At 42.8% G+C, this 21,769-nt stretch carries 20 protein-coding genes; 17 read left to right on the top strand and 3 right to left on the bottom strand.

The features are described 5' to 3' along the window. Window positions 1–87: 87 nt before the first annotated feature. The 4 genes from DSOL_RS09390 to DSOL_RS09375 all read left to right on the top strand — a co-directional run bounded on the left by DSOL_RS09390 (window position 88) and on the right by DSOL_RS09375 (window position 4,158). On the top strand, window positions 88–846 hold the full coding sequence (locus DSOL_RS09390) for a nitrite reductase (RefSeq protein ID WP_075364611.1): 759 nt from the start codon (window positions 88–90) through the stop codon (window positions 844–846). Between the two features lie 39 nt (window positions 847–885). Continuing rightward, entirely contained in the window at window positions 886–1,278 is a 393-nt protein-coding gene (locus tag DSOL_RS09385; RefSeq protein ID WP_075364610.1) for a nitrite reductase, read from the top strand. A 16-nt stretch (window positions 1,279–1,294) separates the two neighbouring features. Further along, window positions 1,295–2,551: a globin-coupled sensor protein gene (locus DSOL_RS09380; RefSeq protein ID WP_075364609.1), complete on the top strand. Its 1,257-nt coding sequence runs from the start codon at window positions 1,295–1,297 to the stop codon at window positions 2,549–2,551. Between the two features lie 386 nt (window positions 2,552–2,937). Then, window positions 2,938–4,158 (top strand): HD domain-containing phosphohydrolase, encoded by a 1,221-nt coding sequence (locus DSOL_RS09375; protein WP_139314424.1) that lies wholly within the window; start codon window positions 2,938–2,940, stop codon window positions 4,156–4,158. A 494-nt stretch (window positions 4,159–4,652) separates the two neighbouring features. On the opposite strand, the gene DSOL_RS09370 is transcribed toward DSOL_RS09375, so the two are convergent. Genes DSOL_RS09370 through DSOL_RS09360 form a run of 3 tightly spaced genes read right to left on the bottom strand, consistent with a single transcriptional unit; the run spans window position 4,653 to window position 5,580 of the window. After that, entirely contained in the window at window positions 4,653–4,991 is a 339-nt protein-coding gene (locus DSOL_RS09370) for a hypothetical protein (protein WP_075364608.1), read from the bottom strand. Then, window positions 4,979–5,242 (bottom strand): hypothetical protein, encoded by a 264-nt coding sequence (locus DSOL_RS09365; protein ID WP_170871478.1) that lies wholly within the window; start codon window positions 5,240–5,242, stop codon window positions 4,979–4,981. Before DSOL_RS09365 ends, DSOL_RS09370 begins: the two co-directional genes overlap by 13 nt. Next, complete coding sequence (locus tag DSOL_RS09360; RefSeq protein WP_170871477.1) at window positions 5,239–5,580, bottom strand: hypothetical protein; 342 nt, start codon at window positions 5,578–5,580, stop codon at window positions 5,239–5,241. Before DSOL_RS09360 ends, DSOL_RS09365 begins: the two co-directional genes overlap by 4 nt. A 405-nt stretch (window positions 5,581–5,985) precedes the next feature. On the opposite strand from DSOL_RS09360, the gene DSOL_RS09355 reads away from it, so the two are divergent. The 13 genes from DSOL_RS09355 (at window position 5,986) to DSOL_RS09290 (ending at window position 21,551) form a co-directional block, all read left to right on the top strand. Continuing rightward, window positions 5,986–6,606 carry an APC family permease gene (locus DSOL_RS09355; RefSeq protein WP_282433540.1) on the top strand — a complete coding sequence of 207 codons (621 nt, stop codon included), beginning with the start codon at window positions 5,986–5,988 and terminating at the stop codon, window positions 6,604–6,606. 282 nt (window positions 6,607–6,888) lie between these two features. Then, window positions 6,889–8,457 carry a glycine betaine uptake BCCT transporter gene (locus DSOL_RS09350; protein WP_075364605.1) on the top strand — a complete coding sequence of 523 codons (1,569 nt, stop codon included), beginning with the start codon at window positions 6,889–6,891 and terminating at the stop codon, window positions 8,455–8,457. 673 nt (window positions 8,458–9,130) lie between these two features. After that, the gene (gene trxB / locus DSOL_RS09345; protein ID WP_075364604.1) at window positions 9,131–10,069 is read left to right on the top strand and encodes a thioredoxin-disulfide reductase; all 939 of its coding nucleotides are present in this window, start codon (window positions 9,131–9,133) and stop codon (window positions 10,067–10,069) included. A 96-nt stretch (window positions 10,070–10,165) separates the two neighbouring features. Beyond that, on the top strand, window positions 10,166–10,480 hold the full coding sequence (gene trxA, locus DSOL_RS09340) for a thioredoxin TrxA (RefSeq protein ID WP_075364603.1): 315 nt from the start codon (window positions 10,166–10,168) through the stop codon (window positions 10,478–10,480). 45 nt (window positions 10,481–10,525) lie between these two features. Beyond that, window positions 10,526–10,969 carry a glycine/sarcosine/betaine reductase complex selenoprotein A gene (gene grdA / locus DSOL_RS09330; protein ID WP_083642398.1) on the top strand — a complete coding sequence of 148 codons (444 nt, stop codon included), beginning with the start codon at window positions 10,526–10,528 and terminating at the stop codon, window positions 10,967–10,969. 113 nt (window positions 10,970–11,082) lie between these two features. After that, window positions 11,083–12,621 (top strand): glycine/sarcosine/betaine reductase complex component C subunit beta, encoded by a 1,539-nt coding sequence (gene grdC, locus DSOL_RS09325; RefSeq protein ID WP_075364600.1) that lies wholly within the window; start codon window positions 11,083–11,085, stop codon window positions 12,619–12,621. Window positions 12,622–12,658: 37 nt separating this feature from the next. Continuing rightward, window positions 12,659–13,825 (top strand): glycine/sarcosine/betaine reductase complex component C subunit alpha, encoded by a 1,167-nt coding sequence (grdD, locus tag DSOL_RS09320; protein ID WP_075364599.1) that lies wholly within the window; start codon window positions 12,659–12,661, stop codon window positions 13,823–13,825. An 81-nt stretch (window positions 13,826–13,906) separates the two neighbouring features. Further along, window positions 13,907–14,275: a GrdX family protein gene (locus DSOL_RS09315; RefSeq protein WP_075364598.1), complete on the top strand. Its 369-nt coding sequence runs from the start codon at window positions 13,907–13,909 to the stop codon at window positions 14,273–14,275. 30 nt (window positions 14,276–14,305) lie between these two features. After that, window positions 14,306–15,592: a glycine/sarcosine/betaine reductase component B subunit gene (locus tag DSOL_RS09310; protein WP_075364597.1), complete on the top strand. Its 1,287-nt coding sequence runs from the start codon at window positions 14,306–14,308 to the stop codon at window positions 15,590–15,592. Window positions 15,593–15,599: 7 nt separating this feature from the next. Further along, a complete protein-coding gene (locus tag DSOL_RS09305) occupies window positions 15,600–16,928 on the top strand; it encodes a glycine/betaine/sarcosine/D-proline family reductase selenoprotein B (RefSeq protein ID WP_486598766.1) in 1,329 nt (442 codons plus the stop codon). Between the two features lie 116 nt (window positions 16,929–17,044). Continuing rightward, on the top strand, window positions 17,045–18,331 hold the full coding sequence (locus tag DSOL_RS09300) for an ArsB/NhaD family transporter (RefSeq protein WP_427854387.1): 1,287 nt from the start codon (window positions 17,045–17,047) through the stop codon (window positions 18,329–18,331). Between the two features lie 319 nt (window positions 18,332–18,650). Beyond that, entirely contained in the window at window positions 18,651–20,456 is a 1,806-nt protein-coding gene (locus DSOL_RS09295; RefSeq protein WP_083642393.1) for a sigma-54 interaction domain-containing protein, read from the top strand. A 297-nt stretch (window positions 20,457–20,753) separates the two neighbouring features. Then, window positions 20,754–21,551, top strand: coding sequence for a methyltetrahydrofolate cobalamin methyltransferase (locus DSOL_RS09290; RefSeq protein ID WP_075364595.1), 798 nt, complete (start codon window positions 20,754–20,756; stop codon window positions 21,549–21,551). The last annotated feature ends 218 nt before the right edge of the window (window positions 21,552–21,769 follow it).

Here is a 21,769-nt window from a genome sequence, read left to right as displayed (position 1 = left end):
ACATAATATTTTATATTAGTGCAGGATTTCCTCAATAAGTATAGAAGTTAACAAATAATAATTACTTTAAAGTAGAGGAGAGGTTTCATGACTGAACTTCAACAAGACAGTAACTTTCAATGGACCGGTGAGGGCCTGGAATGTGAGAGTGGTATTCACTGGGCCATTGCCGAACAAGCCAATGGAATTGTGGCGATTATCGTGAATTCACCCGGCGGGATCTTGACAGGCAAGCAGGTACGTGTACTAGCTGAAATTGTAGGAGAGGATGGGGTTATCAAGAACACTCGTCGCATGACCTCGCTGCTCCTTATCCCCAAAGAGAAAGTAGCTGCGGCCTTGGAACAGCTCCAAGCAGTTGGTCTCCGCGTAGCCAATTTACATAAGAGCGTTCGTAATATCGCAGCCTGTCCCGGCAAGGGGTTTTCACCGAACTCTCGTGGCGATACCTTAGAACTTGCTAAGATGCTGGATGAAGAATTTTACGCTACGATTTTACCATGGGATTTTAAAATTGGGATTTCCGGCTGTCCACGTAATTGTACGGGTGTGCAGTGTCATGATCTTGGATTGATGGCTGAGCCGCGTGGCAAATATTCGCTTTGGATCGGCGGCACAGAATCGGGAATGAACCCTAAACATGGGACTTTGGTGCGCAAAGGTATTTCTCGAGACCAGGTTATCCCGGTTGTGAAACGGATTTTGGAGACCTATACGGCAGGGGCCGAGGAATTCGGACTAGAACTCGGAAGCAAGGCCCGTCTTTATCATGTCCTAGAGAAAACTGGCTTGGAACGCTTTAAGCAGGCGATCGAAGAAGTTCTGAGCACGACAAGCATTAAGTAAATAGGAATTACTAGTTGACAGTGACAGAGGAGTGGAGAGATGGCGACGACTCAAGGATTCAGTAAGCTTAGTGCCTATAAGGCCTTTTCCAAGATGGATAAATCTTGCGCACAGGGGTGCAAATGTTCGGCACTTTGCCAATTATTTATGGCGAAGGAATTCCTTAGCTTATCCGCTCAGACGGGTGAAAAATTCAACGATAAGATCCCAGAGGATATTCTGGAGATGTTCAGGAGCGTGCCTTTAATCTCTGAACGGTATAAAAACATGGAGCTTCAAGAAGCCTTTAGTGAGGTGCAAAGCATTTGTGATGATTGTGCAACGGATGAGCACGATTCTTTTTGTACAGTAAACGTGGTCCTTACAGCCTTGGGAATTTTACTTGAGGGTAAAAGCTATGTTACGGACAAAGATAAGGAAATAGGAAACTGAGAGAGGATGAATTTCGTTGATTCAACTACACCAGTTTAGCTTAGATGAATCGGTTCGCTTATTGAGAATGGATGCTGAACAGTTAGCCCTTCTTAAAGAGGTTCACTTGGTTATTGAGAAGGATGCAGAGGAAATTGTTCGAAATTTCTACGCCCATGTGATGACACTTCCGGGGCTTAAAGCCATTATTGATCAATTTTCAACGGTAGAAAAGTTGAAAATTACCATGAAGAAGTACTTGCTTTCTCTCTTTCCGGATAAGATTGATGAAGAGTTCATGCAGTGGCGCGTTACGATTGGGGAGGTCCATAATCGGATTAATTTACCACCCTTTTACTATTTGAGTGCTAATCAGTTCTTCTGCGACGAAATCATACCGCGGATTTTTAAACACTATCGTAAAAAAACGGATCAAGCCATTCGTGCCAGTTTAGCCTTTCAGAGACTCTTGAGTTTTGACCAGCAAGTTGTTATGGCTAGTTACATTCAGTCCTATATGACAGAAATCGACAAGAAGGCTGAATTAGAGAAAGCCTTGGTTGAGATTGATAGCTTGCAGCGCAGTGTCAATGAGGCTAGTCAGGCCTTGGCGGCCACTTCGGAAGAGACAGCGGCTTCTGCAGCAGAGATGAATGATGCGACAGCCCAAATCTCCAACAATGCTTCTGAAGCTGCCGAATTCTCCCGACAAGTGGATGCCTTGGCGCAAGAGGGTGCCCAGAAGATTCAAAAAATTGCCGAGACGATTTTAAGTTTGGCTAGTATGACTGAACAAATGCAAGGGAAGATGACTGAACTTGACATTAGTTCCGCGCGCATTGCCTCTGTTACAGACGTAATTAAGGAAATTGCGTCACAAACGAATCTTTTAGCGTTAAATGCCGCCATTGAAGCAGCGCGCGCAGGAGACAGCGGCCGAGGCTTTGGAGTTGTGGCGGAAGAAGTCAAGAAGCTCGCTACCCATTCCGAACAGTCTGTCAAAGAGATAAGCGAGTTGATTGCAATTACGAAGCAAAACACAATTGCTGTGAACCAGTCCATTGCCCAAACAACAGGGGCCATGCAAAGTGCTGCAGCAGAGGCGGGGGAAGTGGTGACCCGCTTCGGAGAAATCATGGCTGCGATTAATTCGAGTATCCAGCAAGTTCAGGGAATTGCCCAGCAGATCGACGCCTTATCTTTGACTGCTAGCCAAATCGGAGCTGCATCTGAGGATGTAGCTAACTCGGCAACGTCACTGGCCCAAATGGGATTGCGGGAGGGACTTGTGTGACACAGCGCTCGGTGTTACGACGCAGAGCAAACTAGCCGTTCAAGCTCCCGGCTTTGGGGAGCGGGGTCCCCGCCAAATGCACCCTCCTTGGCGCAATTGGCGGCAGTGCACCTCCTTGTGCACTGCCCCGTATCTGGGGTCGGTCGCTTTCACGGAGTTTGCTAATCTGCTTACGTAAATACGTCGCGCTCGTGTCACACTGCGTCCCGGGCCTGGGTCGGGGGACGGAGAACGGGGACAAGGACCGATTGGGGTGGACGGCACATTTCATGTGCACCGTCTGGGGAAGCGAAGGGACGGTTCTCTTGCTTCCACAAGGGGAAGCAAGAGAACCGTCCCTTTCGCTTCCCTAGAACAAGGAGTAAGTTTAATTGGAGGAGAGGAAATTGTTTGAAGATGCCTCCTATATCCGCCGGATGTGGAGTTTCTCTCGTGCACTTGATTTGGGTTTAGTTGATGAAGAAATCGAAAAGGGATTACAGGTTTCACTAGGGCATCGGCACGGAGAACGTGTGGCCTATATCGCTATGAGTCTGGGGCGGTTCTTAGGGCTTAGTAAGGAAGATTTAATTCATGTTACGGTGGCTGGGCTGTTGCATGATATTGGGGCGCTCGGCTGTTTCCGAGCGTATCATGGGGACCCGCGTATCATGGTAAAACATTGCATTGAGGGAGCGGTAGCAGTCGAGCGTTTCACGGCGGGTTCAATTCTTGCCCGAGCGATCAAGTATCACCATGAAACTCCAAATCCCAAGCACAGTGCTTTACGTGCGCCTTCCGAAGATGTCCCGTTGATGGCCCGCATTTTGTCCTTAGCCGATAAGGTTGATCTTCGTTTGCCGCGGAGACTACATAGCCGCCAGGAACGAGACGAGATTCTAAAATGGATCGCGGTGGAAAACGGGACATTATTTTACCCCGAAGTTGCCGAAGCGTTCAAACGGGTCGCTCAAAAAGAAGCATTTTGGTTGGATATTGAACAACCAGATCTACTCCAGATTGCTTTAGGGCTCTTGTGCGGACAGTGGCACCTTCCTGCTACGTGTGAATTAGAACTTGGATTTACGGATGACTTAGCAGCCACGTTTGCCGATCTAATCGACCAGAAGAGCCAGTTCACAGCACGCCACTCCCGATCGGTGGCTGAAACCGTGCAACGTTTGGCGAGGGGACTAGGCTGGAAAGAGGATCGACTGCATGAAATCTACGTGGCAGGTTTACTCCATGACTTGGGTAAGCTTTCTATACCCAAAAAGGTCTTAGATAAACCGGGGCCACTTGACCCTTCTGAAATTGAAATTATCCGAACGCATACGTACTATACGCATCGCTTATTGACAGAGGCCGGGTTTCCAACTCGGATGGCGGAATGGGCTGCCCATCATCATGAACGTCTTGATGGCAAAGGATATCCCTTTGCCCTGGCGGAGAAGGATCTTGATGAGGGGGCCCGGCTGATGTCGATTGCCGACATTTTCGCAGCACTGACCGAAGATCGCCCCTATCGTCTGGCAATGACTCCAGGGGAAGCTCTAGCCCTGATACAGCGCGGGGCCGGGACCATGGTAGACGCGAATTTGGTAGACTTGGCGAAACGTGTACTATGAATCATCATAAAAAAGTATGCTTCTTTCTGTGTTTTGTTTGGCGATAAAACGATATCATTGAAAGTGCATACTTTTGCTTTGTGCAATTTAAAATAAATTTCTAACCCAATTTTCCGCTAAACATGGCTTAAACCCTGTTATGTCTCACTTCTTAATTTTAATTCTGACACTATAACCTTCTACCCTTCAGTGACTGGTTTCTCTTTAGCGGGTCTTTTATATTCAACAAACGATAAATTTCCTTATGTTCGGATTCCGGTACCCCTGAGGAACGAATGTGATGGATTTGGTCATTATTGTCCGTCATGATGACGGTTGTTCGTTGGTGGGTTAGATATACATCCTTGATCGTGGACCATCGACGATGATCGCCACTGTTCCGAAGCTCACGTTCAATAAGGATGAGCAGGTGGTAAGCTAGAACCGATATAAAAAGATGAGCTTCCGTTCGCTCGGCTAACGTGAACCGGTCTGAACCCAAATCGGTTTTTAAGTCACGGAACGCTTCCTCTACTTTTTACTAAGGTCGTATAGAGCCGCCAAATCTCCTGGGCACCAATATCTCTATGACTGGTTTCCATCACATAGCAACCGGTTAATGTTGCACTTTTCTCCCGACTGGGCAACTTCACCCAGGAAAGACTAACCACCTTTTTCTGTTTTTCATTAAGTTCAAGCGATATATCGTAGTACTGGGACATGGAGGGATAACGTTCTTTAATTCGACCCACTCGCTCGGCTACTTTAGTGACCAAGAGAATACCCTTCTTACTATCGGACGCTTTCAGACGTTCCAGATCTTCCAAAAATCGTTTTTCCTTTAAGGTATCCATCGTCCGTTTTTTCTGCTTTCGTCCTTCACTCCAAGCACCCGACAAGCATCCTCCGTCATGATCTTTTTAACATAGACGGCAGAAGTGTCTTCTTTGGAGCCAGCCTCTATTTTGTCAAACGTATCCTTAGCAAGGGTAAACTCTTGAACATAATCCTTTTCAGTCGCTCGCATCTCTACCACGATATAGGGATAATCCTTTTCCTTGAGAAGTTCAAGATTACTTTTGGTAGCAATTCCACGGTCCATCACAAGGGTGGGTAGCGTCTCCTTAAAAAGGGTCTCGTCCTCTGCATAAGTCGCTTCAGAATCTCGTCTAGTGTCTCAGGTTCCGACTGGTTTCCTTTGTAAATCTGGCTAAAGATCGGAAAACCTCGGTTATCCACGACCAAAGCGAGCGTGACCAAGGGACAATCGCTTCGTTTTTCCTTGGAATGATCTTGCATAGCCGACGTATTCTTTGTTGTACCACCTTCAAGGTAAGTATTCGTTAAATCATACAGGAACAAAGCATGTTCCTGGGGAAAAAGGGCCTCTTCCTGTTTCCTGAGTTCTTTCTCCATGCAATTTAAACTTGGCATAAAGAACATCACTGTTTCTCCTGTGAGATGGTTTGGACTCGAACATACGGATGTTAAAATTGAACATGTTCCATTACGTATAGGAACCACCAGGCAAATCAAACTTAAGAGAGAAACTATATGAGCAAAAAATTTAATTCAATATTGAACCTCCCCTGGGTTGAATGATGGGGATTATTCTTTACCGACTTAGAGTTGGACTGGATGATTTATTTGAAATCTATTTACATTAAACAAAGAAACTGTATTAAAGCAGTTTCTTTGTTTATATAGGTTAAGGACTCTAGCCTAGAAAAAGTTCTTTAAAGCCCATCTTTGACAGTATCTGAGGAACAGCAAGAATTTGTGGGTACAGTTTTGCAATATACAGCAGCATTTTAGCCTTGCTGATCGAGGAGCAAAGTTTGTTCGGGTTTGGTAGGGGCTGGAATTCTTGGCAGATCTGTCTACCCTCTATATGAGGCCGCTTTGTCTACAAAAATGTCCGGGGTTATTATGGTTATGTTTATTGGCACAATCTTAGCTTGTATGGCCAGTGCGAATGGATGCATCAATGATGCTAGCAGAGCTTGGTTTTCGATGTCTAGAGATACTTTGATTCCCGAAGCTTTTTCTGCAGTTCATCCCAAGTATAGAACTCCGTATCGGGCAATATTGTTTATATTGCCTATATCGATGGCGTTTGGGTTTACTGGACTTTTGGATCAGGTGATTACATTTTCGATTATGTCAGCATTATTAGTCTATTTATTTATGGCCTACATGATGTTTAAATTTCGAAAGATGTATCCGATGGGTTCAATCCAACACGGGTATGTTGCCCCATGGCACCCGTTTCCTGCCATCATATTACTCGTATTGACTTTAACAACCTTAACCGGGATGTACTTTGGATATTGGGTCAATCTTTTGGCTGGTCTGTTATTCTACTTTTTAGCTTCACTATGGTTTTCCTTGCATCCCTATAAATTTGTCGATACCAAAGCGTTTCTTAAAGTCGATGCAACCCGCTGGCCAAGGACGCGTGGGTATTAACTATTGACATTAAAGCAATCTAGTAAATGTGCTGCGTGATTTTTCAATGGCAAGCTTCCGTTTGATTTAGTTCACGGAAGCTTTTTTAAGTCTCAGTTAATAATGTGTAACAATGATTTAGTGGGTAGACCTTTAATTAACTTAAATTGGCATGCTTCTTGCAAATAAATATTGATTATTCTGAAAAATAATATTACGCAGATTTTAAAGGGGGGATGTCTATGATTAAGTGAACCCAGATGGTCAATACTCATGAAGAAGAGACTAAGGGAGGAACTATGAATGAGTGACAAGAGGAGTTTTCTTGGCAAAGTTGATCGTCCCATCTTTTCAATTTCTGTGATCATAATGGTTGTCTTTGTTCTCTGGACCCTGCTTCAGCCTAAAACAGCGGGCGATACTTTCAACGCGGTACAGAAATTCATTACGGATAATTTTGGCTGGAGTTACTTATTAGGTGTGACCTTTTTCTTAGTATTTGCTTTGTATATTGCGTTCAGTAAATATGGAAATATTACCCTGGGTAAAGACGGAGAGAAGCCGGAACACAGCACTTGGAGCTGGTTTGCGATGCTCTTTGCAGCTGGCATGGGGATTGGCCTTGTTTTCTGGGGAGTTGCTGAACCAATGGACCACTTTACAACTCCTCCCTTCGGAGCACCCTCCACTATTGAATCAGCCCAAACTGCTATGCGCTATACCTTTTTCCATTGGGGTTTGCATCCTTGGGGGATCTTTGCCGTTGTAGGGCTATCTATGGCCTATTTTCAGTTCCGTAAGGGCTTACCAGCTACGATGAGTTCCTCACTTTATCCGATACTTGGCGAAAAAGGTGTCAATGGTTGGATTGGTAAAGCAGTCGATATTCTGTCTGTATTCGCAACGATATTTGGGGTTGCTACTTCACTGGGATTAGGTGCTATGCAGATCGCTACCGGATTACATTTCGCCTATGGTCTTCCTACAGGTATGACGACAACGATCATTATTATCGTAGTGATTACAATCTTATTTATTATATCTGCAGTAACCGGAATTGAAAAAGGAATTAAGTTCCTTAGTAACATAAATATGGTGATAATTTTTCTGATTTTGGCTTGTACGTTAATTGTTGGGCCGACACGATTTATTCTTAATGGCATGACCGAAACTATCGGGTCTTACCTTCAAAATATTGTTCAAATGAGTTTCTGGGCGGATACCTTCAATACTAATCCTGGTTGGGTAGGAGGCTGGACCATTTTCTACTGGGCATGGTGGGTTGCCTGGGGTCCGTTTGTAGGTGCGTTCATCGCACGAATTTCTAGAGGCCGAACGGTAAGAGAGTTTATTGTGGGTGTAATAGTTGCTCCCACAGTAATGAGTTTCCTATGGTTGGCGGTCATGGGCAATAGTGCACTGTTTATTGAAATATTTAATCAGGGTACTATTGCTGCCCAAACAGCTAAAGACTCAAGTACAGCCATTTTTGCCATGTTCCAGTACATGCCGTTAACTGGAGTTCTAACTACCCTGACGACATTAATCATAGCAATCTTCTTTATTACCTCTGCTGACTCGGCAACCTTTGTTATGGCTATGTTCACTTCAGGTGGGGAATTAAACCCTGGAGCTGGGCTGAAGATTACTTGGGGTGTGATTGAGGGAGCTGTAGCTATTGCTTTAATGCTAGCTGGGGGATTAAGTGCGCTACAGACTGCCTCTATTGCTGCAGCATTTCCATATATGATAGTTATGTTTGCGATGGCCGTGGCACTAATAAAGGCATTTAAAACTGAATTTATAAGTATTGAATCTCATAAGGTTGCTAATTTTAAAACAACCGTAAAACAAGGAGGCAAAACAGTCTAAAGTTTAGCTTATATTTAATCTACATTATAATATGTTCCGATCTGAAGACCCCACATCAAAGGCGGGGTCTTTACTTTTAATAAATTTTGTAAATTCTTAGGCACCGCTCTTTATGAAGAGGTATTCTTTTTTAGACCTTGGTGCAAAGATATCTGACCAAAAGTCAATACTGTAATGCAGTTCATGTGTTAAAATCCTAAAAAGAGACTGTTATATCCTATAATGGGATCATAGAAATAGGCTTTTCATAAGCATTCAGAGGTTCTTTAAAAACAATATCTCAAAGTAGGATATATTACCGCCTATCAACAAAATCCAAAATGGACTTTTGTGGTTGCTAAACCGAAAGTGAACTAAAGCTCATTTCCAATTTATTTTTAACTTATAATTTTTTAAGGTTTTTTAGTGCCATAAAGTAGTCCTAAAATGAGACTATTCTTTAACAATACAACGGGGGATAAAATCACAATATTTTCATGATATTGAAAATTTACGTCCAGAAATGAGACGAGAGAGTTTGAATTTTGGACATCAAGCCTTAAATACTAGGTTATCAGCACCGTTTGGAGTTGGCATAACAATTGCAATAAATGAACTCCAGACAGAGTGCAAGGTGCAAATCGTCAATTTAAAGAGATTCAAATGATCAAAGTATCTTGAAGGAGGTGCAGGAATGCCTGAGGTCTACGATATTCTTATTGTTGGCGGTGGCCCGGGCGGGATGGCCGCAGCGATTTACGGATCTAGATCGCGTTTAAAAACAGGAATTTTAGAAAAAGGGAAGCTAGGGGGCCAAGCGGCTACGACGGAGGAACTAGAGAATTATCCTGGCTTTTCCCGGGGTCAGACAGGCCCAGCTTTAATGGAAAGTATGGCTGAGCACGCGGTTAGTTTTGGAACAGAAATTATACGCGAAGAAGTTGTTGAGTTGGAATTAGGAGGAGATATTAAACGGGTTAAGACAAAAAGTGGTCATGAATATCAATCAAAAACTCTAGTTCTTGCCACTGGGTCTGAACCAAAATCCTTAAATATCAAAGGGGAGCTTTCCCATAGAGGCAAAGGAGTATCTTACTGTGCCACCTGCGATGCCGATTTCTTTGAAGAATTGGATGTAGTGGTCGTGGGCAATGGGGATGCAGCCGTCGAAGAGGCCATGTACTTGACTAAATTTGCTGAGACGGTAACCCTTATTGTGAGACGTGATGAAGGAAACTTAAGATGCAATAAAACAAGTGCGGAAAGGGCCTTCGCTAATCCTAAAATTAAATGGGTTTGGAATTCAGTCCTTGAAGAGATTAAAGGGGACGGTCTGGTGGATAGTGTTGTCGTTAAAAACATAAAAACCGGGGAGCTTTCTGAAATGGAAACCAACGGTGTGTTTTTCTTTGTAGGAACTGTCCCAAAAACTAATATATTACAAGGCAAAGTAAACCTAGACGAACAAGGTTATATAGTAACCAATGAACTGATGGAAACGTCAGTGTCCGGTGTATATGCTGTTGGCGATGCTCGGGTGAAATTTCTTAGACAGGTAGTTACAGCCACCAGTGATGGAGCCATTGCAGCTGTTGCCACAGAAAAATACCTTGCCGAAAAGGAAGGACATTAAATAGTCCTTGAAATACACGATTTGGAAAAAAGTACAGTTTGAGGCGATAAGGTATAAAGGGATCATTGGCGTCGTTTATATTAAGGAGGGGATAAAATGTTGGCGCTTTCGAAAGAGAACTTCGAAGAAGAGGTTCTAAAAGCGGATAGTTTAGTACTCGTAGATTTTTGGAGTGAAAAATGTGAACCTTGTAAAGCTCTAATGCCCGCAGTTCATGAATTAGCTGAAAAGCATAAAGAAAAGGCCAAATTCTGCAGTCTGGATACCAATGGTAACAAGAGATTGGCGATGTCTCAAAAGGTTTTGGGTTTACCAACGATACTCTTTTATCGAAATGGAGAAATAGTTGCTGAATTGACCACGCAAATTTCCATCGAAGATGTCGAAGCTAAACTTCTTGAACTGGCATAGATAAAACCAAAGATGTCTTAAATTATTGAAAGGAGAAATGCACAGATGTTGAAGGGAAAAAAAGTAGCCATTCTTGGAGACCGTGACGGAATCCCTGGCCCGGCTATCGAAGAATGTATGAAAACAAGCGGTGCGGAGGTAATATTCTCTACCACGGAATGCTTCGTTTGAACTGCGGCTGGAGCAATGGACCTAGAAAATCAAGCGCGTATTATGGGTTTTGCGGAGAAATACGGTAAAGAAAATCTAATCGTAGTTTTAGGGGGCGGGGAAGCAGAAGCTTCCGGTCTGGCTGCGGAAACCGTATCTACTGGTGATCCCACGTTTGCTGGCCCATTAGCTGGAGTCTCGTTGGGACTCAAAGCCTACCACATTTTTGAACTGAAGGATGAAGTTGATGCAACGGTCTATGATGAGCAGATTAGCATGATGGAAATGGTTCTTGATGTAGGCCAAATTGTTGATGAAGTAAAGACCTATCGTAAATAGTTAAAATGGCGGTTTGAGGAGTATTTAAGAGGTAATAGTTCACGTTAACGGGTAATGGATATCAGTTTTTTGCGTATATCCGTTACCCGTTGCTGAAATATGGAGGTGATTTCATGAATTTTCCAGTTATAAAAGGTGCTGCCTACGGGTTGATCCATGCTAATAACATGCTTGTTCACCAAGGTACTACCCAAACCATGGAACGAGCCAAAGATGTTAACTCAGAACATCTTGTAAAGCTTTCAAAACACTTAAGAAGTTTTGAACAGGCGGTCGGATATCCTCCGAACCAGGTGTACATTGGAAATATGACACCGGATGAATTAAAAAACGTTCCTCGTCCCTGGTATGAACAATCAGTTTCCGGCTTAAGTCGTGACGGAAAGTACGGCGAGATTATACCGGAAGATGAGTTTATTGGCCTAATGAAAATTGTTGATGTCTTTGAATTGGTAGTTCTAGAAGAGAAGTTTCAGTTAGGTGTGAAAGAAAAAATAGTGGCTCACTCGGTTCTGGGAGCTATTAAAGATATTAATAAACTTGACAAAAATTCCGGGACTGCAGAAGAAATTCAGAAATTAGTTGATAATCATGTAGCGCAGCCAATGTTCTTTAAGGGCAATTTAGTAGGATGTGTGAAGAGAGCTCATGAGTTTGATGAGGCGTTGTCAAACCATGTAATGTATGAAAACCTCGTGGGTAAAGCATCCTCTGTTTTTGCGTTACAACTTCTTCTAAATAAAACTGATTTAAAAGCTGAAGATGTCGAATATATCATTGAGTGTTCTGAAGAAGCTTGCGGTGACATGAATCAGCGGGGGGGCGGTAATTTCGCCAAATCCATCGGAGAGATGTGTGGCTGTGTGAATGCCACAGGTTCCGATACCCGTAGCTTCTGTGCCGCTCCCGCCCATGCAATTGTGGAGGCAGCTGCTCTTGCTCAGTCCGGAATTTACAAGAATATTGTGGTGCTGGCTGGTGGTGCTTCGGCAAAATTAGGCATGAATTCTAAGAATCATGTCGAAAAGGGAATGCCTGCCCTTGAAGACATGTTGGGAGCCTTTGCCATTCATATAGGAGAAAACGATGGAGTCAGCCCGGTGATCCGTACCGATGGAGTTGGTCGGCATAGAATTGGATCTGGTTCCTCGCCTCAGGCCGTAATGACTGCCATAGTAGCCGATCCGTTAGACAGGATTGGGTATAAAATACTTGATGTTGATCGTTATGCAGCAGAACTACAAACCCCTGAAATTACCGAACCTGCCGGAGCGGGTGATGTGCCCATGGCTAACTACAAAATGATTAGTGCTTTGGGGGTAAAAAGAGGGGAATTAGCCAAAGCTGATCTGCAGAAAGCGGTTGACAGTTTTGGTATGCCAGGATTTGCTCCTACGCAGGGACATATTCCTTCTGGGGTTCCTTTCATTGGACATGCACTAGATATGATCCTGTCAGGAAAGATTACTCGGACTATGATTATCGGTAAAGGGAGCCTTTTCTTAGGAAGGTTGACCAATCTTTTTGATGGTGTCTCCTTTATTATTGAAAAGAACAGTGGAATTGTTGATGCTGGATTTAACAAACAAGAAGTACGAGTGATGCTAGCCGAAGCAATGCGAGATTTCGCTAAGACTTTTGGCAAAGAATAATCTAGGCATCACACTTGTCCCCATGGGAGGTGAAATTATGGACAAAAATCCTATTAGTGCAGCTATCGCGGAAGTTTTTGAGGACATGGCTGAAGCTATAGAAACAGGTAATTTTGGCAAACGAATTAGGGTAGGCCTAACAATTTTGGGCAGTGAACACGGACCTAAAGAACTTGTTTACGGGGCAGAATTGGCTCAGAAACAGAATCCGGATATTCAAGTCGTAGTTATTGGCAGTGGAGTGGAAACTAAACTGGAAACAGTGCCTGCATTGGATGAAAAAGAAGCTCATACAACAATGGATGACATGTTGTTAAACCATACTCTGGATGCAGCAGTAACTATGCATTACAATTTCCCTATTGGAGTATCTACGGTGGGTAAAGTAATGACTCCGGCCAAGGGGAAAGAGATGTTTCTGTCGACGACTACGGGTATGTCGGCTACGGAACGGGTTACGGCTATGCTTAAGAATACTGTTTACGGTACTGCTGTAGCCAAAGCTTGTGGAAAAGACAACCCTACAGTCGGCATATTAAACATTGAAGGTGCGCGGCAGGTGGAAAGGGCCCTGAAAAAGCTTAAGGAAAGTGGATACCCCATCGATTTTGCGGAATCTTCCAGAGCCGACGGCGGTGTAGTAATGAGGGGTAACGACTTACTCATGGGCGTACCGGATATTATGGTGGATGATAGCCTAACTGGAAATGTCTTCATGAAGGTATTTTCCGCATTCAGCACAGGAGGAAATTATGAAGCGGTAGGATATGGTTATGGTCCAGGGGTGGGCGAAAATTATGACCGAATTATTTGTATCGTTTCTAGAGCATCAGGAGCACCCGTGATTTCTGGAGCCATCAAATATGCTGCAGATTGTGCTAAAGGGAATCTGATAGAAAAGGCTAAAGCCGAATTTTCCGCTGTTAAGAAAGCCGGTTGGAATGATTTAATTAAATCATTTAGTGCTACTGTAACACCTAGCAGTAAAGATGAAGAGGGAGAAGCAACCCCTCCTCCCAAAAAACCTGTTGCCGATTCTATACCTGGGGTAGAAGTGATGCAGTTGGAAGACGCAGTTCAGGTGTTATGGAAAGCAAACATTTATGCCGAATGTGGCATGGGCTGTACCGGACCTATCGTAATGGTCGCTTCCGAAGATAAGGAAAAGGGATTACAGTTACTGAAAGAGAAGGGGTACTTGTAAGAACAGATCAATTGGTACCAGTAGAAGAAATATATCGCAAACCATTATATGTTCGATTATATTTTCCAAGGTAGGTGCTTAATGAAAAACATGATCATCACGAATAACCCGGCAGTAGCAGAAAAAAAAGATAACGTACTTTTTGTGGATGGTTCCGCAGAAGAGACATTGATCAAGGTTCGAGATTTAGTGCATCAAGGATACGAACTAATCAGTCACCCATTAGCCGCCAGTTTAAGGATGATGTTTTCCCCGTTTCGCTCCGTAATCTTAGGAAAGAAGTCGGAGAAAATGGATGTTTTCTCTACTGAGATTATCGAGGATAGCATTATTAAATACAAGATGCACATGGATTTTCGTAAAAGAGACACAGCCAATGATGATGATTATCAGATGATAGACCTGATACTTTTGGAAGCGGCTTTACATGAACAATCAGCGACTTGGTGACAGGTTGAAAATCAATAGGGGGTGAACGTATTGAAACTGGAAATTGGACGGATATACATTAAGGACATTCAGTTAGGCAATGAGTCATCAGTAAAAGACGGAGTATTGACGGTTGATAAGGAGGGCTTAATAGCATATCTGAAAGAAGACGAAAGAATTAAAGATATATTAATTGATGTTGCAAAGCCAGGCGAAAAAGTGAGAATTATTCCGGTGAAAGACGTGATTGAGCCTAGGGTAAAAGTCCAAGGCGGAAATAATGGATTTCCTGGAGTTACGTCAAAGCAAGCTCAGTGCGGGGAAGGTAAAACCAATATTTTATACGGAGCTGCGGTTGTAACAGTTGGAGATATTGTAGGCTTTCAGGAAGGTGTCGTTGATATGTGGGGAGAAGGGGCTAAGTGGACGCCGTTCTCCAAAACATATAACTTAACAGTAGATATACAAGTGGTAGATGGGTTGGATCCCCATACTCATGAAGAAACCGTTAGGATAGCTGGCCTGCGTGCAGCAGAGTATGTTGGGCTGGTAGGAAAGGATATAACTCCAGATGAAGTGCTCACCTATGAAACGGGTAACATTTTTGAAGAAACAGCAAAATATCCGAACTTACCAAAAGTTGTTTATGCAGAGATGAATATTACACAAGGATTACTTCACGATACGTATATTTACGGAGTTAATGAATCGGCGATTCTACCTGCCTTGCTTCATCCCAATGAGGAATTAGATAATGCTGTAATCAGTGGGAACTGTGTTGCTGCATGCGATAAGATTACTACGTACCAGCATCAAACTAATTCCGTAATTAATGACCTGTATGCCCAACATGGTAAGGAAATTAATTTTTTAGGGGTTATTATGGTCCCCGAACATACTACTTTAGCTGGAAAACTCCGCGCTTCAGACTATACTGTGAAGCTCGCAAAAATGCTGGGGGCTGATGCCGTGGTTGTATCCGAAGAAGGCTATGGCAACCCTGACTCTGACCTTTTAATGATTTGCAAAAAGTGTGAAAAATTCGGTATTAAGACAGTATTAATCACCGACGAATGTGCGGGAAGAGATGGCATGTCTCAACCATTAGCCGACACGGCTGCCGAGGCTGTAGCCGTTGTTTCCGGTGGAAATGTTAGTCACGTGGTGACTTTGCTTCCTGCTGATAAGGTTATCGGAAATGCGGCGGCTATTGCAGTATTGGCCGGTGGCTGGGAAGGTTCACTCCTAGAAGACGGTACTTTGATGTGTGAATTAAATGCTGTGATTGGTGCCACGTCAGAAATAGGATTCCACAATGTGACCTGTAGGCTCTATTAAACTAATAATGAAAGGGGACTATCTAATGTCAGAAAATTTTAAAGTCCTTTACTACGTAAACCAATTTTTTGGTCAAGTAGGTGGGGAAGATAAAGCTGGTATGCCGCCTGATTTTAAACCGGAAAAGATTGGTCCTGCTGTAGGTTTTGACGGATTTCTTAAGGGAGAGGGAACGGTTGTCGGCACCATTATCTGTGGTGATAACTACTTCAATGAGAACACAAATGATGTTCTGCCTATTATATTGAATATGGTTAAAGAAGCTGCTCCGGATGTGTTTGTCGCCGGACCCGCCTTTAATGCCGGGCGATATGGAGTAGCCTGTTCTGAAATTTCCAAGGCTGTTGCTCAACAGTTGAATATCCCGGTGGTCACTGGTATGTATATTGAAAACCCCGGTTTGGTTAGCTGCAAAGAGGTTGCCTACGTAGTCGGTACGAGTGATTCCGCTGGCGGAATGCGTAAAGCATTACCCTCGATGGCGGCTCTCGCGTGTAAATTGGCCAAAGGAATCGAAGTTGGGTCTCCTGAAAAAGAAGGATATATTGCCCGCGGTATGAGAAAGACTCTCATTGTGGAAAAAAGAGGTTCACAAAGGGCTGTGGAAATGCTTCTTTCCCGCTTAAAAGAGCAGCCTTTCGAAACAGAAATGCCGATGCCTGTGTTTGATGTCGTTAATCCTGCTGAGCCAATTAATGATTTAAGTAAGGCCACAATTGCTTTGTGCACCTCTGGCGGTATCGTACCGGCAGGAAATCCGGACAAAATTCAGTCGGCCAGTGCCCAAAAATGGGGTAAGTACGATGTTGGCGGAAGAGCGGCTCTTGATGCTTCTGACTTCTATACCACTCACGGTGGATATGACCCGATTTATGCCAATGAAATCCCAGATCGGGTTGCTCCCCTTGATATTCTGAAGGAATTTGAAAACGAAGGATATATTGGAAAGGTCTTCAACTGGTTTTATACGACGACTGGAACTGGAACGGCAGTGAGTAAATCGAAGGAATTTGGTATACAGATAGGAGCAGAATTAAAAGCTGCGGGTGTAGATGGTGTTATCTTAACCTCGACATGAGGGACCTGTACTCGTTGCGGCGCAACGATCGTAAAAGAAATCGAAAGATATGGTATTCCTATTGTTCATATGGCTACTATTACGACAATTTCCGAGTCAGTGGGTGCGAATAGAATTGTTCCGACTGTAGCTATACCTCACCCGGTGGGAAATCCAAAGCTAAACAAGGAAGATGAACATACGCTTCGTAGAGCTTTAGTTAAAAAGGCTTTGGATGGTTTAGCTATCGCAGTTACCGAGCCGACTCATTTTGAGTAAGTATGACTTTTTTACAGGGACCGCGCACCAAGGTGCTCGGTCCCTTAAAGGCATAATAATTCTCAATTTCAGATAAAGACTAGATTAAGCACACGATCAACAAATTTAGATTGAAAATTGGAGGGGTGGATTTGGCATCATTTGCTCTAGTTGTTTTCGTTATCACTTACATGCTCATTATGTCAGAGAAGGTTCACCGTGCGATAGCGGCCCTGCTGGGAGGCATGATCCTCATTATAGGGGGAGTTCTCTCACAAGAAAAGGCTATTGAACATATTGATTGGAACACACTTGGACTTCTTATCGGTATGATGATCATTGTTGGCATAACCCGGCGGACGGGAGTTTTTCAGTATCTTGCGGTCAAGGCAGTCCGGATAGCGAAGGGTGAACCAATTCGGATACTTATAGCCTTGGCAACCATTACGGCGATTCTTTCAGCTTTTTTAGATAATGTAACAACGGTTTTACTGATTGTACCGATTACCTTTACGATTGCCGATAGTATGGATTTGAATCCAGTACCGTTCCTAATGAGCCAAATTCTAGCCAGTAATATTGGAGGAACAGCTACTTTAATCGGCGACCCCCCCAATATCATGATCGGCAGTCAGACACACTTGGGTTTTGTAGATTTCCTTTTAAATCTGACACCAATAATTATTGTTATTCATATCGTCACCATGGTAGTTTTTTATTTTCTCTACAGAAATAAATTTAAAGTCACAGATGAGATCAAAGCTCAGGTGGTCCAAGTCAATCCCCTCGATGAGATAAAAGATATTGCACTCTTAAAGAAAAGTGGATTTATCTTAGTCTTGACGATCCTTGGTTTTATTCTCCATCAGGCTTTTCATCTGGAATCGGCAACTATTGCTTTGACAGGTGCTGCTCTACTCATGTTAATAGCTCGAGAAGAGCCGGAAGATATCCTTTTATCTGTCGAATGGCCGTCAATTTTCTTCTTTCTGGGTTTATTTATTGTAGTTGGTGGACTCGTTGAAACAGGTCTGATCGACCAAATGGCCAAATGGGCTATGGAAGCCACAGCAGGGAATTTCAAACTAACAGGAATGTTAATTCTATGGTTATCCGCAATTGCCTCTGCTTTTGTTGATAACATTCCGTTTGTAGCAACGATGATACCTTTGATTCATCAGATGGGGAATCTGGGTGGGATGTCCCCTCAGGCCTTGGAGCCTCTGTGGTGGGCCTTGTCGCTTGGAGCCTGTTTAGGTGGAAACGGTACGATCATTGGAGCTTCGGCTAATGTCATCGTGGCAGGATTAGCTGAGAAAAATGGATATAAGTTATCGTTTCTAGGGTTTATGAAGTTGGCTTTCCCGTTAATGCTTCTGTCCGTTGCTATTGCTATGGGCTATCTCTTGGTTTTCTATTTTTAGTCAATAACCAAAAGAAGAGACTACATTTCGGGTAGTTTCTTCTTTTGGTTGGGCGCCCAGTAGGGGCACAATCTCCAGAGCGAAATGTCTGAATCGAGAATAGTCGTATTCGTAGCCGGAGGCAAATCAAAATTCATAATTATTGGGAAAATTTAAATTATATTGATTTTAGTTACAAAAAGTTTAAAATTAAATAATAGATATTTTGAAAATGAAGGATATTAATTCTATTAAGGCGTTTATGTCCCATACATCCTAATTTTGACGTAAGGTTTTGCCTTTAAATATATGTCGCAGGGGGATACGGGGAGGTAATAGCTTGGGGAAAAATGTCACAATATCCAATCTTAAGTCAGTTCAAGATTATATCCAAAGCGTAGCAGATGCATTTGCAGCCGTACTGGATTATGAGATTGCCATTATGGATGAGTACCTAGAAGTCATAGCGGGGACCGGAAAGTATAAAGATAAAATTGGAATTATTTATGGTTCAGGATCAATAAGTTATCAGTTACGATACACACAGAAGAGTTATTTGGTATCCGGTCGGATGAAATACCATCTGTGTCAGAATTGTGAGCTCAAAGAGACCTGTAAGGTATTGGCGGGATTGTCGTACCCAATTAAACTCGGAGATAAGGTAATTGGTTCAATCTCATTATATGCCTTCGATGAAACACAAACTGAAAATCTCGTAAAATACTGCGCCAAACTCGAAACTTTTTTACAGCACTTAGTTGAATTAATATCAGGGAAACTTCATGAAATGGCCCTATATAAAGAATCGAAGAAGGCGGCGGAACAATTTAACACCTTGATTAATTCTGTACGTGAAGGCATTGTGGCTGTAGATTACGATGGCAAAATAACTCATATTAACCGCTCTGCCGAAAATCTTCTTTTGGTAGAAGCTAATCTAATAAGTGGAAGACAGGTCGAAGAAGTCTTTTCGGGAATTACGATGAGTATGCTGCTTAAAATGAATAAACCTTATGTAGAGCAAGATATTTTTTTTAAGAACAGACATCAAACAGTGCATTTAATGAGTACTATTACGGAAGTAAAGTATGGAGAAGTGGTAAGCGGATTCGTTCTTTCTATACGCTCGATCGGGGAGATGCGTAAGCTGGCTGGGCGAGTTATGCGGGAAGAACGCAAGTATACTTTTGATGGTATTCTTGGACAAAGTACAGCAATCACTGAAATTAAGAAGAAAATGTGTAGAGTAGCGACAACAGATTCAACGGTTCTTATCACGGGTGAAAGTGGTACGGGTAAGGAGCTTTTTGCGCGTGCGATACATCAAGAAAGCCTACGGAAGAAGGGCCCTTTTATTGCACTTAATTGCGGGTCTATCCCTGAGAGCTTACTTGAGAGTGAGTTATTTGGCTATGAAGAAGGAGCTTTCACAGGAGCACGACGCACGGGCAAACCCGGGAAATTTGAATTGGCCAATGGTGGAACTATATTGTTAGACGAGATCGGTGACATGCCGTTACATTTACAAGTCAAACTATTGCGCGTACTTCAAGACTTTACAATTGAGCGAGTAGGTAGTACTAAATCATTAGTCGTGGATGTTCGAGTTATCGCTTCTACGAATAAGAACTTGGAAGAAATGATACAGACTAACCAGTTCCGTAGTGACTTATTTTATCGATTGAGTGTTCTTCCTTTCCATATTCCTCCATTGAGGGAAAGGAAGGAAGACATGGAGTTGCTTATTCACTGTTTCATTGAAAGGTACAATTTGATTCTAGAAAAGAATATCCAAGGATATACAAATGATGCTCTAAAGAAAATGTTCGAATACCCCTGGCCGGGTAATGTTCGAGAATTAGAAAATGCCATTGAGTACTCTATTAATATCTGTACAGATAATATTATTGAGGTAAACTACCTACCGGATCGAATTATTAAACATGTTCTGACTGTACCAATCACACAACACCAAGAGCAAATTCAATCAATAGCTGATTTAGAGAGAAATGCTCTAATTGATGCAATAAATAGGTTTGGTCCAGGTAGCCGTGCCAAAGAAAAGGCTGCGAGATCACTGGGAATGAGTCGTTCAACACTCTATAGAAAAATAAAAGAGATGGGTTTAGATGCTCAGTTTAATTAAAAACGGACGAAATTGATAGCTTTTCAGGTGAAAGGTTTAACAATAAAAAGAACTTACCCAATGGGGTGGGTTCTTTTTTTCCCTTGTTTCAAAGATGATAAGATATATCCTAAAATGACACAAACGTGAATTGAGCTATTTGAGGTGGTTTTCTTTAGATTTCATCCTAATTTGAGACAGCTGTTCTGAAGATAGCAAATCTTCTTCCCATTTCGGGCGACCTAGAGCAAATAATTAACGGTTTACAAGTTGGCATAATTCTTGCTAATACTTAGTCTTATAAAGGAGTGATTGATCGTGATAATAGTGGGAGAGTTAATCAATGCGAGTCGTAAACCCATTCGACCGGCAATCGAGGCACAAGACAAAGCTGCAATTCAAAAAGTGGCAGTAGATCAATTAGAAGCGGGAGCCGATTATATCGATGTTAACGCTGGAATTTTTGTAGGTAAGGAGGCCGACTATCTAAGCTGGCTTGTAGAAATTGTACAGGAAGCCACTGATGGTGCTCCCTGTTGCATTGATAGTCCGGACCCAAAAGCTATAGAAAAGGCGCTTTCCGTACATAAAGGAATCGCTATGATTAATTCCATTTCTTTAGAGAAAGAACGCTACGAAGCTCTCTTACCTTTGATCGCAGGTACAGAACACAAAGTTGTAGCCTTATGCATGAGTGACGCAGGGATGCCTGAAACAACGGATGCAAGGCTCTCCATCGCGGATAAACTAATCAATGGCTTAGTACAAAATAATATTTCCCTGGATAATATTTATGTCGACCCGCTTGTACAGCCGGTTTCTACAAAAGATGCTTTTGGAGTTGAATTTTTAGAAGCGGTTGAAAAAATTATGAAGACTTACCAAGGGGTTCACACGATGTGTGGTTTGTCAAACATTTCTTACGGTTTACCCATCAGGAAACTATTGAACCAGTCGTTTGCAGTAATGGCGATAGCGAGAGGCTTAGACGGCTTAATTATTAATCCTTTGGATAGGCAGATGATGGCCAATATTATAGCAGCGGAGACCATCGCAGGGCGCGATTTCTATTGCGCGAATTATTTGGGCGCGTACCGGGGAGGCAAATTGGAGTAGGGTTTTTCGAATATCCTAAAATAAGACGGGTTTTGCTTTACTAAGACGGCTTAAAATCGCTTTAATAAAGTCTCTTGCGATTGACGTCCGGAATTAGGATGTATTTGGTGAGAAATAATCCATTTTTTACAGTTGAAAGCGGGATTTGGGATTGGCACAACATTTGCAAGTGAAATATAACAAGAGATAAGTATTAAGTTGAAAGGAGTCAAAACAAG

Origin of the sequence: Desulfosporosinus metallidurans, from assembly GCF_001936615.1 — a bacterium.
Lineage (GTDB): Bacteria > Bacillota > Desulfitobacteriia > Desulfitobacteriales > Desulfitobacteriaceae > Desulfosporosinus > Desulfosporosinus metallidurans.
This window is presented reverse-complemented; position numbering and strand designations above follow the sequence as displayed.

What these genes read in the sequence shown, in the direction of transcription:
- grdC (WP_075364600.1), top strand. Translation starts at nt 11,083, where the DNA reads ATGAATTTTCCAGTTATAAAAGGTGCTGCCTACGGGTTGATCCATGCT.
- grdD (WP_075364599.1), top strand. Translation starts at nt 12,659, where the DNA reads ATGGACAAAAATCCTATTAGTGCAGCTATCGCGGAAGTTTTTGAGGAC.
- trxB (WP_075364604.1), top strand. Translation starts at nt 9,131, where the DNA reads ATGCCTGAGGTCTACGATATTCTTATTGTTGGCGGTGGCCCGGGCGGG.
- DSOL_RS09315 (WP_075364598.1), top strand. Translation starts at nt 13,907, where the DNA reads ATGAAAAACATGATCATCACGAATAACCCGGCAGTAGCAGAAAAAAAA.
- DSOL_RS09385 (WP_075364610.1), top strand. Translation starts at nt 886, where the DNA reads ATGGCGACGACTCAAGGATTCAGTAAGCTTAGTGCCTATAAGGCCTTT.
- trxA (WP_075364603.1), top strand. Translation starts at nt 10,166, where the DNA reads ATGTTGGCGCTTTCGAAAGAGAACTTCGAAGAAGAGGTTCTAAAAGCG.
- DSOL_RS09350 (WP_075364605.1), top strand. Translation starts at nt 6,889, where the DNA reads ATGAGTGACAAGAGGAGTTTTCTTGGCAAAGTTGATCGTCCCATCTTT.
- DSOL_RS09360 (WP_170871477.1), bottom strand. Translation starts at nt 5,580, where the DNA reads ATGTTCTTTATGCCAAGTTTAAATTGCATGGAGAAAGAACTCAGGAAA.
- DSOL_RS09390 (WP_075364611.1), top strand. Translation starts at nt 88, where the DNA reads ATGACTGAACTTCAACAAGACAGTAACTTTCAATGGACCGGTGAGGGC.
- DSOL_RS09370 (WP_075364608.1), bottom strand. Translation starts at nt 4,991, where the DNA reads ATGGATACCTTAAAGGAAAAACGATTTTTGGAAGATCTGGAACGTCTG.